Raw genomic sequence first — 16,362 nt, forward strand, 5'->3', positions numbered from 1 at the left:
CTTAGTTAAAGTTTGAAATTTTAAATACCCAAGCATGTTCTGATGGCATGTTGCCAGGATTAATACTAGGTGTGGTTATAACTAGGTTAGCTGTGTTGGGTTTAAAGTTAACTTTTACATCCGAGCCTAACAAACTCACTTTCGATGCAGATTTTACTCCCGGAATAGTAAGGTTCCCCTTTGGCCAAGCGGTGCATAGCACGTACAAATCTTTTCCTTTTTGAGTATAGAAAACGTTGTGCTCTTTCATTTTTGCTGGACGCTTAGCCCAAGCTGTGGTGCCATAAATAGCGTCACCATTTACTTTTAACCATTTGCCCATATCCAATAATCTTTCTTCCATAATTACTGGAATTAAACCATTAGCTTTTGGTCCAACGTTTAACAACAAATTTCCGCCGTTGCTTACTTTGTCAATCAACAAATCTACTAACTGTTTAGAGCTAGAGTAATGCTCCAATCTCTCGAACTGACTATAACCGTAAGATGTTCCAATTCCTCTGCTTTCTTCCCAAGGATGCTCGATTCGTTTGGTATTTACCGTATCGCCAATTAAATCGTATTCTGTGGTATAATAACCTCCGTGTTTACTTCTGGTATCTTTTCCCCAACGGTCATTAACTACTACAGAGTTTTTAACCGGAGAGTCGTTATACAACCACTGTAAAAATTGCTCGCTTTTTAATTCCTTGCTATTGTAATCCCATTCTCCATCAGAAAAAATCACTTCTGGTTTGTAGCGGGTTACTAAATCTTTCATTTGTGGCAACATGTATTGTGTGGTCCATTTTTCCATATCTCCGCCAGTATACAACGGGTTAGCCCATTCTAATAACGAATAATAGAAGCCCATTTTTAAGCCAGTTTTTTTAACCGCTTCGGTAAGTTCATTGGCGATATCTCTTTTTGGTCCCGCATCTACACTGTTTCTTCCATTGGTTTCTTTACTAGGCCAAAGTGCAAAACCGTCGTGATGTTTAGAGGTAAGTACTACATAACCAGCTCCCGATTTTTTGAACAAATTTGCCCAACGATCGGGGTTAAAAAATTCAGCTTTGAACAATGGAATGAAATCATCGTAAGTTGAGTTTTTACCGTAGTATTTCTTTTGAAAATTAACGTAAGATGTTTTGCCTTGCATTAACTTGGTTAGGTAGTGTTCTGCATATTTTTCGTACACACCTTCCTCTTCATCTACGGGTGCGTATGCGGGTACCGAGTAGGGCCCCCAGTGTATAAAAATACCGAATTTCGCATCGCTCCACCACTGTGGTGTTGCTCTTTTATCCAGAGAGTTCCAATTGGCTTCGTAAGTTTGAGCGTTTACAGATGACAGGGACAGGGAACTACTAATTATTGCGAGAGCTGCTATTTTCTGAATTTTTTTGAACATTATATATGATTTTGATGTGTTATTTAACCAATAAGTTGGTAACCAATAAATCTTTATCTTCTGATGAAGAACCGACCATAATTTTGAAATTTCCGGGTTCAACTCCCCATTTCATATTTTTATCGTAGAAAGCTAATTTCTCCGCAGGTAAAGTAAAACTGATGGTCTTGTTTTCTCCAGCAGCTAAACTGACCCTAGCAAAATCTTTCAATTCTTTAACAGGTCTGGTGGCCGAACTAAATTCATCTCTGATGTAAAGCTGAACAATTTCTTCTCCAGCTAATTTACCTGTATTACTTACATTTACCGAAACCGTAACACTTTCTTTATCATTGATGGTGGTTTTTGACAAAGCCAATGCAGAATATTTATAAGTGGTATAACTTAACCCGTAACCAAAGGGATATAATGGTGTACTTGATCCGATGGTGTAAGGATGGAAATACATAGAAGGCTTGTGGTTATAAAACTGCTGTACCTGCCCAACATGGCGTGGAATGGTGATTGGCAATTTTGCCGTAGGATTTACTTTTCCATAAATGATTTCTGCTACCGCTTGTCCGCCGAAGCCACCTGGTTCCCAAGCTTCAACCAATGCCGCTGCATTGTTTGCAATCCATTCTACACCTAACTGACGACCGTTGATTAAAACTACAATGGTTGGTTTGCCCGAAGCATGGATTTTCTCTACCAATTCTTGCTGTAATCCTGGAAGTGCAATGTCAGAACGGTCGGTATCTTCACCGCCAGTTTTATCGTTCCAGTTGATACGTAAAGCATGTTCGCCAACTACAACGATATTCAAATCGGCTTTTTTAGCCATTTCTGCAGCTTGGTCTACTTTGGCTTTCTCCATTTTGCGGATATTCCAGCCTTGTTCTAAGAATGTAAAGTTGGTTTCGGGGGAAACCATTTTTAAGCCTTGTAATATGGTGATGATATTTTTTTCGGGTTGAGGTTGAGCCCAGTCGCCCATAATACCTTGGTCATTAGCGTTTGGACCAGTTACAAAAACATTTTTGAATTGACCTGCTTTTAAAGGTAAAATGCCGTTATTTTTAAGTAGAACGATGCTTTTTCTAGCTGCGTCTAAAGCAGTTTGTTGATGGTTTTTGGTGAAAACAGTATTCTTGATTTTCTTCAAATCCACAAAAGGATTTTCGAATAAGCCCAATTTAAATTTTGCTTCGAGGATTTTTCTTACAGATTCGTTAATACGTTCTTCGCTGATTTTTCCTTCCTTCACTAATTCTACTACTTTATAGAAGAAATCTGGACCATGCATGTGCATATCCATTCCCGCTTCTATGCTTTGATGATAAGCATCTTTATTAGTTTCTGCTGTTTTATGTAGGTCGTGAATGTGTTCAATATCCATCCAATCGCTGACGATGAAACCTTTGAAGCCCCATTCTTTTCTCAATATATCATCCATTAACCATTTATTGCTATGGCTTGGAATTCCGTTAACTTCGTTGTGGGCTGTCATTAAGGTAAAAGCACCAGCTTTAACCCCTGCAATGTAAGGCGGGAAGTAAATTTCACGCATGGTACGTTCGGATAGATCTGCCGGAGCACCGTTAGTTCCATTTATAGGAGTGCCGCCCATAAAGTGTTTGATACAAGCCAGCACTTTGTCTGTTCCTGTAAAATCTGCACCTTGATAGCCCTTTACGCAAGCCACGCCCAATTGTGTTACTAAGTAGGTGTCTTCCCCAAAAGTTTCGCCCACACGTCCCCAACGTGGGTCTCTAGCAATTTCGATGTTTGGATTAAAGTTCCAGTGAGAACCCGTAGCACGCATTTCAATGGCGGTTTCTCTAGATATTTTTTCAACCAACGCTGGGTCAAATGCTGAAGCCAGACCAATGTTGGTAGGGTAGACCGTACAGCCGCTTACTTGTGCATTACCATGAATGGCATCAATGCCAATTAGTAATGGAATTTGCAGGCGACTTTTTTGTGCCATCTTTTGTAGGTCATTCGCTTCTTCGGCGGTAAGTACGTGAAGAAACGAGCCAACTAGCCCTTTTTCGTTTAATGCACCAATATCTTTGGAAGTTAAACCAGGGTAGAAACCTCTGGCAGTATTGTTGGATAATTCCTCTGCGGTTAAATCTTTTTCTGCCGAACGCATGTGCTCTAAACCTACAAATTGGTTCATTTGCGCAACCTTTTCTTCTAAGGTCATTCGTTTCAACAAATCTTCTACACGTTTTTCAACGGGTTGGGAGGCATCTTTATAAATGATGGGCGTTTTTTCGGCAATAAATGCAAACGAAACAAGCGCAAGTAGCAGCATGGGGCCAATGGTTCTCTTCATGTAAAGTTTTTTATCTATTGCCTTAAGTTTTATTAGTTATTAAAATGAGATTTTTTTAACTGCAATTGCTTAAGAAATTTTTGGTGCTGTAGGCAATAGTTAGTTATACTTGGTTTTTAGTAATCAAATCTCCTAAAATACCACTAATATGGGTAATACTATTTTATCCATTATTGTATAAAAATCGATTTTATGGTTTATAAAAAAAGCAGCTAGAAAGTACCTAGCTGCCTTGAAGAAATTTATTTAGACGAATTAAAGCTTTGATTTTTCTACAATTCTCCAATTATCGAATGAGATGTCGATGTTGAAGCCAGTTTGTACCGTTACCACACCATATAGCTCTACCACGTTGTTAGCTCTCGGCGCCATTGTCAATGTACCGCCTATAGCACTTTGTAGCGGTATTACCTGTGTAACCCATTTTTGTTCGGTGTGTAAAAACCTAGTTGCCGTAAAAGTCCAAGCATGAAATTTACCAGGCGCTACGCCGTAATCTCCATAAAATCTAATTCCAGCTTTATTTAGAGCTAAGCCGGTTGCCGTTTCAAATTTAATTACATAATTAGCAGGATTATTCAATACATCTTGTGGTACACTGATCTTACCTCTCACAAATTGATCTACTTTAAAGCCATCTCTTATAGGTGTTTCTACAAAATGTGCATACTTGCCACTTAACGGTCCAGGTATTGGGTCAGTTCCAACGTATTTTACGGCAACATGAGGTTTGTCGTCGTAGTTAACTATCATATTAGTATTATCCATGTAAGGGTACTGATAGGCGAACTCGGTGCCGTACTTGTCTACGGTTTTAATGATCATGCCTTGTGTAGCACCTGCTGGAACTTTTACATGCAACACGTCTACTGTAGCCTTTTCAATAGTTGCGGCGATATTTCCAAAGAACACTTTTCCTTCCCCTTTTAAATAACCACCAAAATCGAAACTTTGTCCATTTAATACCATTATAGTGCCAACTGGAGCGTATTCGTTTTCAATGTTTTTAATGGTAACTGGTGGGATATTGATTTTGAAATCGAACTGAACAGTACCAGAAGATGTTTCCAAAGTAATTTTATTGTTTAGGTTTTCAGGTACTCTGTTAGGGATTTTAACGGTCAATTCATTATTGTTGGCGTATACTTGATCTACGCTAACCTCGATGTCGTTAAACATAAACTTTTTGAGGTTACATAGATTTTGCCCTTTAATAATTACATACTGATTGTAGTCGCCTTGGGTAAGAGTGGTAGTGCGATCTACTGCAGATACAGAGCTAATTACTGGTTGCCCGTTACCATCGCAAATATTGTTTTTTACTGCCTCTTTTTGGCAAGTTACTAGCGCTGCACTACACACAAATAGTAAGGCGAGCAATAGATTTTTTCTGTTATAAGTTGTTTTCATGGTTTTCCTATTTAAGGTGCTATGAAATATCTAGTTTAATTTACCAACCTGGATTGTTTTCTTTGATAGATCCATTACCGTCCATTTCTGTAAGTGGCAATGGCCATAACAAATGGCGAGGCTCACGGAATTTTACAATGTTATTGGCATCTACGCGGCCAATTGCATTCATTACTGGAAGATAAATGCCCCATCTTCTCAAATCCCATTGTCTATTGCCTTCCATAGCCAATTCTCTTCTGCGTTCTTCCAATACGAATGAACGGAAGGTGTCTTTGTTGAAGTTGTTTATATTTATCGGTGGTGCATAACTGCGTTGACGAACAAAATTCACTTTTGCTACAGCTTCTGTAGTAGGACCATTATTAATCTCATTTTCTGCTTCCGCATAAATCAACAAAGTTTCTGAATATCTTAAGAAAGGATATGGTGCATCAGACCTTCTTTGCGTTTTATCCGTTACGTCTGAAAACTTAGTTACTCTAGCTAAAACTTGATCGCTAGAAACCCAGTTATAACCAGCTTCGTAACCGAATTTAGCAATTGAATCTGGATCTGTTGTTACTTCTTTTTGAGGATACCATCTACGAGTAGGGGCGCCGGTTGCATTGGCGGTTAGCCATTTGTGAATTACACCATCTCTAACTCTTCTGTCGCTAGAATCGAATAAATCATACCAGTGATCAGACAATCCGTAAAAACCAGTTCCATTTAAAACTTCGCCTTTGGCATTATGTTGACCATTGTATTGATAGGTAAGCACCATGCCGCTTTCACTTTGTCCAGCTATGCTATAAACCATCCATAAGTGTTCGCCTCTGCCGCGGAATCCTTTGCTCCATACATCATTCCAGTTTCTGAAAAGACCTAGAGTTTTATCAGCAGCGGTAAGATAACCCGAATTGGCCACGTCAATTACTTCTTTAGCTTTGTCTCTGGCGAGTGTGAAATATTCTGTCGGATTAAAACCTTCGAAACCAGCTACCTGTGCTTTGTTTACTAAAATTTCGATAGCAGGTATACGAGTGGTTCCACTTTTTTGAGGACCACCTAATAATTTAATAGGAGCACCACTTGGCACAGCCGATGATGCAATGTTCAAATAAACTTTTGCTAACATCGTTTTAGCGGTTTCTGCACTAATGGTACCAACTTTGTAGCCTGCGCTAGATCTTGGTAAAAGTTGCGCTTCCGAAAGTTTCAATATTTCAATAACATATGCATAAGTATCTGCAATTGAAGAACGAGGAATATTAAAATTCTGATTGGTTACGGCTGATTCTTTGATTAAAGGCACACCTCCATAAGCTCTTACTAAAGTAAAGTAAGCCCATGCTTTGTAAAAATTAAGCTCACCTATAGCGTTGTTTTTAATTTCTTCACTTACATTTTTCATGCTTTGGATATATGGAATAGCATGATTGCTACGTCCAATAAGTAAGTAAAGACTGGTCCAGTATCCTCTGATATCTTCGTTTGATGCAAAGTTTCCTGCTCCAGTAGCTTCGAAAGCGAATATTGCGCCAGTAGCATCATCAGAATCGGTTTCGTACGGTCTGTTAAATGATTCGAACCTGAAGAAGCCATCTTTTAGGAAAGTAGATCTTACGCCGTTTACCCATAGATTCACCGCCTCCTCCGAATCTCCCATTTGTTCTGGTGTAATGAAAGAGTAGGGTTTTTCTTCTAATGCTTTTTTACAAGAGCCCGCAAACAGGACTACAAGTAATAATAATATGTTTTTATTGAATATTTTTTTCATCGTAATGATTATTATAAACCTAATCTTAAACCTAAACTATATGTTCTTGTATTTGGATACGAGTTCATGTCAACACCTTTTCTAGAAGCATCTGCACCAAACGAGTTCACATCTGGATCGAACCAGCTGTAGTTAGTTAATGTCATTAGGTTATTTACTGCGCCGTAAACATTAATTGTACCCGCTATTTTGCCTTTTAGGTTAAAGGTGTAACCAAAGCTTAAAGTTTTGAAGCGGATAAAACTACCGTCTTCTACAAACCTATCACTAAAGAACATCTCTCTGCTTTGTCCAGCATCTAGACGAGGCCAAGTAGCTGTTGCGGTAGTTTCTGGTGTCCATCGCCCATCATAAGCGAATTTCGGCATACTCGTTCTTTCACCCATTCTAATGTTGATGGCATTGGTGTTTAAGATATCGTTACCAACAGCACCTTGAACAAAAGCGGTAAGTGTGAATTTTTTATAATTAAAGGTATTGGTGATACCGAAGGTGTAATCTGGTTGGGTGTTGCCAATAATTGTACGATCAGATGCTTCACTAACATTCCCATCGCCATTTAAATCTTTGTATTTAATCTCACCTAATTTCGATTTTAATTGTGCATCAGGTAAGTTTTTCCAACGAGGATCTGCTCTAACTTCAGCTTCGCTATCGTAAAAACCATCTTCAACCATGCCGTAAATACTTCCAATAGGAGAGCCATTTCTAATGATGATTGGACTTTCTAAACCATTGTAAAGCCTTCTGAACTGATCGCTCTCTAAATCTTGAACCTTGTTGCGGTTGAATGTAAGGTTGCCATTAACTTTCCATCCGAAATTTTTGTTGCTGATCAAATCGCCGTAAACGCTAATCTCTAAACCTCTATTCACTACCGAGCCAAGGTTAGTTCTAAAACCTCCTGGAAAAGCCTGACTTGGTTCTAGGTTGGTTGTTTGCAATAAGTTTTCAGTAAGCTTACGGTATAAATCTACGGTTACCGTTAATTTGTTTTTAAGAAAACCCATATCTAAACCTATGTCAGTTTGATATGTAGTTTCCCATCTCTGGTCTACATCTACCAATATTTGACCTAGCGCAAACCCGCTTTGCGGATTATCAGTCACTGAAACAGTAGAGGGGTTCATCGCATATTTTGTTGCATAGGGAACAATACCTTGGTTACCGGTAGTACCATAAGAAGCTCTAAGTTTTAAATTGCTGAAAATCCTTTGGTTTTTGAAAAAATCTTCTTTGCTAACTGCCCAAGCAGCAGATACAGAACCAAAATTTGCGAACTGATTTTTTTCAGTAAACTTACTGGATCCATCTCTACGGTAATTCGCAGTAACCATGTATTTGCCATCGTAATTGTAGTTTACCCTTCCTAAGAAAGACAATAGATGGTATTCTGTTTTGCCGTTGGTAGTAGGCAATTGAATTAGCCCCGATCTAAAGTTGTAATTCTCTGTAAGATCCGTAGGAAATCCAGTAGCTCTAATTTCATACATCTTATCGTTGACAGTTTCGTAAGACACGGCACCCATGGCATTAATGGTGTGCTTTTTCGCAAATGTTTTTCTGTAGCTAAGCACGCCTTCTGTAGTGAATTGTCTCGTTGTTACATCGCCTTCACTTGCACGTCCGTTAATAGGCGGACGGCCTTCATGTACAGTTCTTCCTAAATAGGTTTCGCGTGGATTTGAGTTAAGGTTGTAGCCAAAACGTTGACGATAATTTAAGTTAGGGGAGATGTTAACTTGACCATATCCAGATAATACAACTCTGATAGCTCTGGTGACATCTTTACTGTCTGTTGCTGCTTTGTACGGGTTAGAAACTCTGGTATTGTTTAATAATTCGTCACGTAGCTCTGAAAAAGGATCGGTAAATGCATAAATGGTAGGGTATAGCATTGCCGAGTTAATTAAGTTTGATTGAGATTGCGAAGTATTGGTCTTTACCATTCTGTATTGTCCAAAACTTACGTTGGTATTTAAACCCATCTCAAAAAGCTTACTCACTTTACGATTAATGTTGATTTGCGTTCCGTATCTCTTAAAACCGCTGTTAATGATAATGCCTTGCTGATCTACCATGTTTCCAGATATGGAGTAAGTACCTTTATCATTACCGCCAGAAATACGTAGCGAGTAATCGTTAGAAACAGCAGTTCTCAAAATGGTTTCAAGCCAATCTGTTCCTTTAAAGCCTTCTGGATAGCTACTGCCAGCGGGTATGCCAGTTAAAAAATCCTCTGGTTTTGGAATATACCTAGTGATGTTAAGTATTGGATCTACTACTACAGCACCTGGGAAAGGAACTGATAAAGGTGCATCTTCGTACAGGTGAAAATTGAGTTTGGCTTCATTACTTCTAAGTGCATATTCGTATGCGCCTAATAATTCTACTTTGTTAGACAGCTGTGCCAAACCGATGTTGGCTGTAAAATCAATTTTATCTTTACCAGCTTTACCTTTTTTTGTAGTGATTAAAACTACACCATTTGAACCTCTAGATCCGTAAATCGCAGTTGCAGATGCATCTTTCAAAATCTCTATACTCTCAATATCCTGTGGATTTAAAAAGGATATCGGATTGATGGTTTGATATTGTTCGTTAGGGTCGGTACTACCATTAGAAGTTTGTCCCGCAGAGGTAATTGGAATATCGTCAACTACGTATAAAGGTTCGCTTCCACTAAAAGAGTTTGCACCACGAATGGTTAAGCTAATTCCTGCTCCAGGTGCTCCGTCATTTCGGTTTACTTCAACACCTGCAATCATACCTTGTAAACCTTGGTTAACGCTAATAGGGTTGTTGGCAATTAAATCTTCACCTTTTAAAGAGCTTACAGATTCTGTAAGTTCGTTACGTTTTCTGGTGCCATAACCAATTACTACTACATCATCTAAGGTACTGCTAGATTCTTCCAAATTGACATTAATTGTCCGTTGGCTACCTACTATCTTTTCTATACTAGTGTAGCCCATAAATTCGAAAGTAAGTACTGCTGTTTCGTTAGGTACACTTATTCGATAAGTACCATCGTTGGAGGTGCCAATTGCTACTTTGGATCCTTTTAGTTTTACACTTACACCAGGCAGAGGTTGATTCTTGTTGTCGGTCACCTTACCCGTTACTGTAATTTGAGGAGTCTGGGCCTTTGTCAAATTAGAAAACAGAACGCTCGCTAATAAGATCAATATGACAAAAGTACTGATCTGTATGGCGGATTCCTTCCTTTGATAGTGACTCGCTTCGAGCTTGAAAAAAATACGCTTAGCTACAAGTTTTTTCATAAAAGCTAAATATTTGGTTAAATAAGTGATAGGTTGTTGTCTGTATGTGCCGATTAGTTTCGGGATAAATAAATACTATAGAGCGTTCCTGTTTTTTGCGCTATCCTGTAGATAGAATTAGGAGGTAGTTTTGTTTTGTTCATGAGCTAGGTTGCTTGGTTGGTTTAAGCCTTGCAGTCGCTCATATTAGCGAGTAGCCAAGACTGATTATTTGGTTATTTCAAAGTTGCCTCTTTAATAACTAGCAAACCAATACTTTTTTAACAAAATACTATCTAAAATCGTATCAATTTTGATGGATGGAATTATTTTATGATTGTTTTTTGCTTTACCAACGGAAAATCTATTTAGATAGATTAGCTGCTTTTTAGTTATTAGCTGATTGATAGATGCAGTTAATTCAGTTTAATGAACGTTAGATAAAGGATGTTTACCGCTTTTTGTGAAAGTTATTTGGGCTGTATTTTTTTATGAAAAGCTAATACTTTTCCGACATTAGTTGCTCTGAAAAATTGAAATAGCTTTTTATACGAATATTCTGTTTCCAGAAAAGTTCTCCCTGAATTCTTTTGGGGTGCAGTGTTTTTTCTTTTTAAAGAGCCTATTGAAGTTGGAGATATTGTTGAAGCCGCAAGAATAGGATATCTCGGTAATGGTATGTGTGGTATCTATCAGCATTCTAGAGGCATGCCCCAGTCTAATTTCGTTCAAAGAGTTGATAAATGTATTGCCAGTGCGCTTTTTGATGAATCTACTAAATGATTCATCAGTCATGTTAGTGAGCTTGGCAAGGTCTTTTAAGGAGATGTCTTTATCGTAATTGGTATGCATAAAGTCGAAAGCTTTCTCTAATCTACGGCTGTTGTATTTTAGCGAATTGGAGTTGATAAAACCGATATCTGATAGCAAGGACATGCTTTTAGACATTGATAGGTCGTTGAGTATACTTAATAACTCTAGTACAGAATTGAAACCATTAGTATTTTTTAAAGACTGTAGACGTGGTACTGCTGCAATCACACTTTCTTTGCTAAATGAAATTCCCCGCAAGCTTTTGTCAAACATTTGCCTAATGAAACTCATCTGGTTTCTTTTTAGGAATTTCTCATCAAAAAGGTCTTTGTGCCATTGTATAGTGATTTCGGTAATTTCGGTTTTGCACTCGTGAGTAAGCCAAACATGTGGTAGGTTAGGGCCAACTAATACCAATTCTACATCATCAATCACACTAATATGATCGCCTACGATCCGCTTTGCGCCACTTGCATTTAAAATCAGATTAAGCTCATACTCCTCATGGAAATGAAGAGGGAAGTCAAATTCGGTCTTAACCCTAGAAAAGATAGTGAAGCAATCATTCGGTGTTAAAGGAGTAATCTCTTTGATCATATTGGGCTTAGTGCTCATTGTTTGTTATACTTGGTTAGTGTAAAATTAATATATTATTATCTTCATAACATAATGAAGTAGAAAATTATATATTAATCGGATAAAAAAGTATTAGTGTGGCATGAGCTTATTTATAGAAATTTACATCCATAAATATTGATGACATATCGATGCTCTTTTGGCCAAAAATCAATTGTCATTTTTATAACCAAATAAACTGTAACTCGAATTGAAACTGCAAATTATAGATATCGCAATCGTTGTATCCTATCTCATCTTAATGGTGTTGATTGGATGGTATTACAAAAATAAGGCAAAGCAAAACAAAGAAAGTTACCTTATGGGAGGTAAAAAACTGCCATGGTATATGTTAGGTTTGAGTGACGCTAGTGATATGTTTGATATTAGTGGCACCATGTGGATGATTTCGCTGTGCTTTGTGTACGGAATGAAAAGCATATGGATTCCTTGGCTGTGGCCTGTGTTTAACCAAGTATTTAACATGATGTTTTTATCTAAATGGTTGCGTAGGTCAAATGCAAATACTGGTGCCGAATGGTTAGCTACTAGATTTGGATTGGTAGGCACAGGTGTAAAGGCATCACATAATATTGTAGTGGCTTTTGCCATTATCAGTTGCTTGGGCTTTTTAGCCTATGGCTTTGTGGGTTTGGGTAAATTTATAGAGGTTTTTGTGCCTTGGGATTTAGTGAAAGCGTATATCCCGTTTAATGTGCCGCCGCAATACGTAGCCCATTTTTATGGTATCATATTCACTTTGTTTGCCATGTTCTATTCCATTTTAGGGGGCATGCACAGTATCGTAATAGGTGATTTTATCAAATATATTATCATGACTATCGGATGTGTAGCTATCGCTATCATCGCATTTTTGCATTTAAGAGAGAATAATTTTGAGCTTAACGTACCTAAAGGTTGGTTCGACCCATTTTTTGGTTGGAAATTAGATCTGGATTGGAGTAACATCGTGCCGGCGGCTAATCAAAAAATAGAAGATGATGGTTTTGGTTTATTCTCCATTTTCTTTATGATGATGCTCTTTAAAGGAGTATTTGCAAGTTTGGCAGGCCCGTCTCCAAGTTACGATATGCAAAAGGTGCTGTCTACAAAATCACCAAAAGAAGCCTCTAAAATGACAGGTTTTGTGTCACTAGTATTATTGCCGGTAAGATATTCGATGATTATTGGCTTAACGGCATTGGCTCTGCTTTATTTTGATCAGATGGGCTTGTCGGCTGGTGGAGCTACAGATTTCGAGCGTATTTTACCAGCGGCAATTAACACATTTTTACCTGTTGGGATTTTAGGTTTGGTGCTTACAGGTTTACTTGGTGCATTTATGGGCACTTTTTCTGGAACTTTAAATGCGGCACAAGCTTATATCGTTAACGATGTTTATTTGAAATATGTAAATCCAACAGCTTCTACTAAGAAAATAATTAGGATGAATTATTTAGTAGGGATAATAGTAGTAGTTGTCGGTGTGATATTGGGCTTTTTTGCAAAAGATGTAAACAGCATTTTACAATGGATAGTTGGTGCTTTATACGGCGGATACATCGCATCTAATATGCTAAAATGGTACTGGTGGAGATTTAATGCCAACGGATTTTTCTGGGGAATGGCATCAGGGATTGCGGCTGCGCTTGTTTTTCCATTCCTTTTTGATGGGATTTTGCCACTTTATGTTTGGCCTTTGCTATTTGTTATCTCTCTGTTGGGTTGTCTGATAGGTACTTATGCAGCACCAGCTACCGATAAAGAAATCTTAAAATCATTTTATACCACCGTAAAACCTTGGGGTTTTTGGCAGCCAATCCACGATTTGGTGAAAGTAGAAGAACCCAATTTTCAGCCTAATAAAAGGTTCGGGTTAGATATGTTCAACGTTTCGTTGGGAATGATAGCACAATGTTGCCTTACACTTTTGCCCATGTACTTGGTAATGTGGATGAAACTACCTTTAATGGTAGTAATAGCCATCTTATTTGTGATTGTATTGATTTTGAAAAGAACATGGTGGAATAAACTTGAAAACTAAATTAACACTTAAAAATATTAACTTATAAATTATGAATTTGCACTTTGAGAAGAGGTTAAGCGAATTACAGCAAGCTCATTTTGATTTAATCACCACAGAAAATCGCAAGAGCGGTTTAGGAAACGGAATTTTTGATAGATACGAAAATCCGGTGCTTACGGCAGCACATACGCCCTTAAATTGGAGGTACGATTTAAACCCGCAAACTAATCCGTATTTAATGGAAAGATTCGGTATTAACGCCACTTTTAACGCTGGTGCTATCCTTTTTAATGGAAAGTTTTTGATGGTGGTAAGAGTAGAGGGAAACGACCGTAAATCGTTCTTTGCAGTTGCAGAAAGTGATAACGGTATCGATAACTTCAAGTTTTGGAATTATCCAGTGGTGATTCCAGAAACCAACGACCCTGATACCAACGTTTACGATATGCGCTTAATCCAACACGAAGACGGATGGATTTATGGTTTGTTTTGTACAGAAAGAAAGGATCTAAAAGCACCAGATGGAGACCAGTCGGCGGCGGTAGCGCAGTGTGGCATTGTGAGAACCAAAGATTTAAAGCAGTGGCAACGCTTGCCAGACCTTCAAACTTCGTCGGCACAGCAGCGCAACGTAGTACTTCATCCAGAATTTATAGATGGAAAATATGCGTTCTACACTCGTCCACAAGATAGTTTTATCGAAGCTGGAAAGGGCGGAGGCATTGGTTTTGGTTTATGTGATGATATCGAGAATCCGATAGTAACCAAAGAGCAAGTGATAGATCACCGGGTTTACCATACTGTTTATGAAGGCAAAAATGGACTTGGCCCAGCACCAATAAAAACGGAAAAGGGTTGGCTGCACTTGGCTCATGGCGTTAGAAATACTGCCGCAGGATTAAGATACGTACTGTATCTTTTCATGACCGACTTGCAAGACATCTCGAAAGTGATTTATAAACCAGCTGGCTACTTTATGGCTCCAGAAGGCGAGGAAAGAATAGGAGATGTCTCTAATGTTTTGTTCAGCAACGGCTGGATTCAGAATGGTGAGGACATTTTTATCTACTACGCGTCATCAGATACCAGAATGCATGTGGCAACCAGTACTATAGATAAACTGATTGATTACGTAATTAATACACCTGAAGATGGATTTAGATCGGCAGAGTCGGTAAATACAGTATCTAATATCATCTCAAAAAATGAAAGCATATTAGCGCCAGTAAGCGCAACAACAAGTAAAGCGATATAAAAATTAGACTAAGAAGATGCAACTATGAGAAAAGCCATTCAGATTTTTATTTTAACAGCAGTAGTAGGAAGTTCAGTTTTAGTAGCCAGAGCTCAAGACAAAAAGCCGGCTAAACCCAAAGAACTGCTTAACAAAAAAGCAAACGGTTTTAAAGGTATTTGGTATATGATACAGCCAACTGGTAACGAATACGCTTACAAGTACAGCGGCGGTTTAGGTACTTATCCCGCAAACCACAGGCCTTTTGCTATCTATGCCGAAGAAGTAAATAAAACTTTCTTCTGTTATGGCGGTACTAACGATAAAAATAGCACCTTGCTACATACCATTTCATCTTACGACCACGCTACTAAAATGGTGGCCAACCCAACCATTGTATTAGATAAAAAAACGGTTGATGCGCATGATAATCCAGTAATTTCTATCGATTCTTTAGGGTATATCTGGATGTTTTCAACCTCACATGGCGTAGAGCGTCCATCTTATATTTCTAAATCTGTAAAACCTTACGATATTGGAAAATTTGAACTCGTAAATGCTACTGAAGATGTTAAAGGCGTGGAAACACCATTCACCAACTTCTCTTATTTTCAGGTGTATTACGAAAAAGGAAAAGGTTTTTTAGCTCTTTTTTCTAGGTATGATGAAAATGCCAGACGTGTGATTGGTTTTAATACGAGTAAAGACGGGCAGAAATGGGATAAATGGAAAGTGATTGGTAATATAGAAGGTGGCCACTATCAAGTGAGCGCAAAAGTTGGTGGTAAAATTGCCGTAGCTTTTGATTATCATCCAGATGGAAAAGGCCTAGATTACAGAACCAATTTATACTACCTAGAATCTTCTGATTGGGGTAAAAGCTGGCAAACTATGGATGGACAAAACCCGGAACTTCCATTAACGAAAAAAGAAAACATCGCTTTAGTTAAAGATTTCACTTCCCAAAAGCTAAATAACTACTTGCTAGATGTGAATTTAGACGAAGAAGGTAAACCTTTGATTTTATCTGTTTCGAGCAAAGGGCCGCAACCAGGCCCACAAAATGGTCCAAGAGATTGGCACTTTTTCTATACAGACAAAAAAACAAAAACTTGGAAAAGTACGGTGATTACCTCTTCTGACAGTAATTACGATATGGGATCTATCTATGCCGAAGGTAAAAATCAATTGAGAGTGATTGGTCCAACTGCGACAGGGCCACAGGCTTACAACCCAGGTGGTGATGTGGTATCATGGGTGAGTAAAAATTACGGTAAAACATGGAAGGCTAAGCAGCTCACCAAAAACAGTGATAAAAACCATTCTTACGTACGTAAACCAAACTTCGCTAAAGATGATTTCTATGGCTTTTGGGCAGATGGAAACGGACGTAAACCATCAGAATCTAACTTGTACTTCACCAATAAAAAGGGAGAAGTATTCAAGTTGCCTAGAACAATGAATGGCGACCAAGTTTTGGTTGAGAAACGAAAAATAATAGATAGAAACTTTTAATTTTTTGC

Annotated in this window: 9 protein-coding genes; 3 read left to right on the forward strand and 6 right to left on the reverse strand. The window is 38.3% G+C overall.

The features are described 5' to 3' along the window. Position 1: 1 nt before the first annotated feature. The 6 genes from CRO54_RS02385 to CRO54_RS02410 all read right to left on the reverse strand — a co-directional run bounded on the left by CRO54_RS02385 (position 2) and on the right by CRO54_RS02410 (position 11,579). On the reverse strand, positions 2–1,393 hold the full coding sequence (locus CRO54_RS02385) for an alpha-L-fucosidase (protein WP_097128273.1): 1,392 nt from the start codon (positions 1,391–1,393) through the stop codon (positions 2–4). 19 nt (positions 1,394–1,412) lie between these two features. After that, positions 1,413–3,716, reverse strand: a complete 2,304-nt coding sequence (locus CRO54_RS02390) for a glycoside hydrolase family 3 N-terminal domain-containing protein (RefSeq protein ID WP_097128275.1) — start codon at positions 3,714–3,716, stop codon at positions 1,413–1,415. Between the two features lie 255 nt (positions 3,717–3,971). After that, positions 3,972–5,126 carry a glycan-binding surface protein gene (locus tag CRO54_RS02395; protein ID WP_097128278.1) on the reverse strand — a complete coding sequence of 385 codons (1,155 nt, stop codon included), beginning with the start codon at positions 5,124–5,126 and terminating at the stop codon, positions 3,972–3,974. A gap of 40 nt (positions 5,127–5,166) precedes the next feature. Continuing rightward, the gene (locus CRO54_RS02400) at positions 5,167–6,888 is read right to left on the reverse strand and encodes a RagB/SusD family nutrient uptake outer membrane protein (protein WP_097128281.1); all 1,722 of its coding nucleotides are present in this window, start codon (positions 6,886–6,888) and stop codon (positions 5,167–5,169) included. A gap of 11 nt (positions 6,889–6,899) precedes the next feature. Beyond that, positions 6,900–10,172, reverse strand: a complete 3,273-nt coding sequence (locus CRO54_RS02405; protein WP_097128283.1) for a SusC/RagA family TonB-linked outer membrane protein — start codon at positions 10,170–10,172, stop codon at positions 6,900–6,902. Positions 10,173–10,697: 525 nt separating this feature from the next. Further along, a complete protein-coding gene (locus CRO54_RS02410) occupies positions 10,698–11,579 on the reverse strand; it encodes an AraC family transcriptional regulator (RefSeq protein ID WP_097128286.1) in 882 nt (293 codons plus the stop codon). A gap of 211 nt (positions 11,580–11,790) precedes the next feature. On the opposite strand from CRO54_RS02410, the gene CRO54_RS02415 reads away from it, so the two are divergent. The 3 genes from CRO54_RS02415 to CRO54_RS02425 are packed head-to-tail and all read left to right on the forward strand — an operon-like array spanning position 11,791 to position 16,354. Further along, entirely contained in the window at positions 11,791–13,623 is a 1,833-nt protein-coding gene (locus CRO54_RS02415) for a sodium:solute symporter family protein (protein ID WP_097128288.1), read from the forward strand. Positions 13,624–13,654: 31 nt separating this feature from the next. Beyond that, the gene (locus tag CRO54_RS02420; RefSeq protein ID WP_097128290.1) at positions 13,655–14,860 is read left to right on the forward strand and encodes a glycoside hydrolase family 130 protein; all 1,206 of its coding nucleotides are present in this window, start codon (positions 13,655–13,657) and stop codon (positions 14,858–14,860) included. Positions 14,861–14,884: 24 nt separating this feature from the next. After that, positions 14,885–16,354 (forward strand): BNR-4 repeat-containing protein, encoded by a 1,470-nt coding sequence (locus CRO54_RS02425; RefSeq protein WP_097128292.1) that lies wholly within the window; start codon positions 14,885–14,887, stop codon positions 16,352–16,354. Positions 16,355–16,362 lie beyond the last annotated feature (8 nt).

This window comes from Pedobacter xixiisoli (genome assembly GCF_900215335.1).
GTDB classification, from domain to species: Bacteria; Bacteroidota; Bacteroidia; order Sphingobacteriales; family Sphingobacteriaceae; genus Pedobacter; species Pedobacter xixiisoli.

Bases quoted from the DNA above. Each gene is read 5' to 3' on its own strand.
- CRO54_RS02385 (WP_097128273.1), bottom strand. From the start codon at position 1,393: ATGTTCAAAAAAATTCAGAAAATAGCAGCTCTCGCAATAATTAGTAGT.
- CRO54_RS02390 (WP_097128275.1), bottom strand. From the start codon at position 3,716: ATGAAGAGAACCATTGGCCCCATGCTGCTACTTGCGCTTGTTTCGTTT.
- CRO54_RS02395 (WP_097128278.1), bottom strand. From the start codon at position 5,126: ATGAAAACAACTTATAACAGAAAAAATCTATTGCTCGCCTTACTATTT.
- CRO54_RS02400 (WP_097128281.1), bottom strand. From the start codon at position 6,888: ATGAAAAAAATATTCAATAAAAACATATTATTATTACTTGTAGTCCTG.
- CRO54_RS02405 (WP_097128283.1), bottom strand. From the start codon at position 10,172: ATGAAAAAACTTGTAGCTAAGCGTATTTTTTTCAAGCTCGAAGCGAGT.
- CRO54_RS02410 (WP_097128286.1), bottom strand. From the start codon at position 11,579: ATGAGCACTAAGCCCAATATGATCAAAGAGATTACTCCTTTAACACCG.
- CRO54_RS02420 (WP_097128290.1), top strand. From the start codon at position 13,655: ATGAATTTGCACTTTGAGAAGAGGTTAAGCGAATTACAGCAAGCTCAT.
- CRO54_RS02425 (WP_097128292.1), top strand. From the start codon at position 14,885: ATGAGAAAAGCCATTCAGATTTTTATTTTAACAGCAGTAGTAGGAAGT.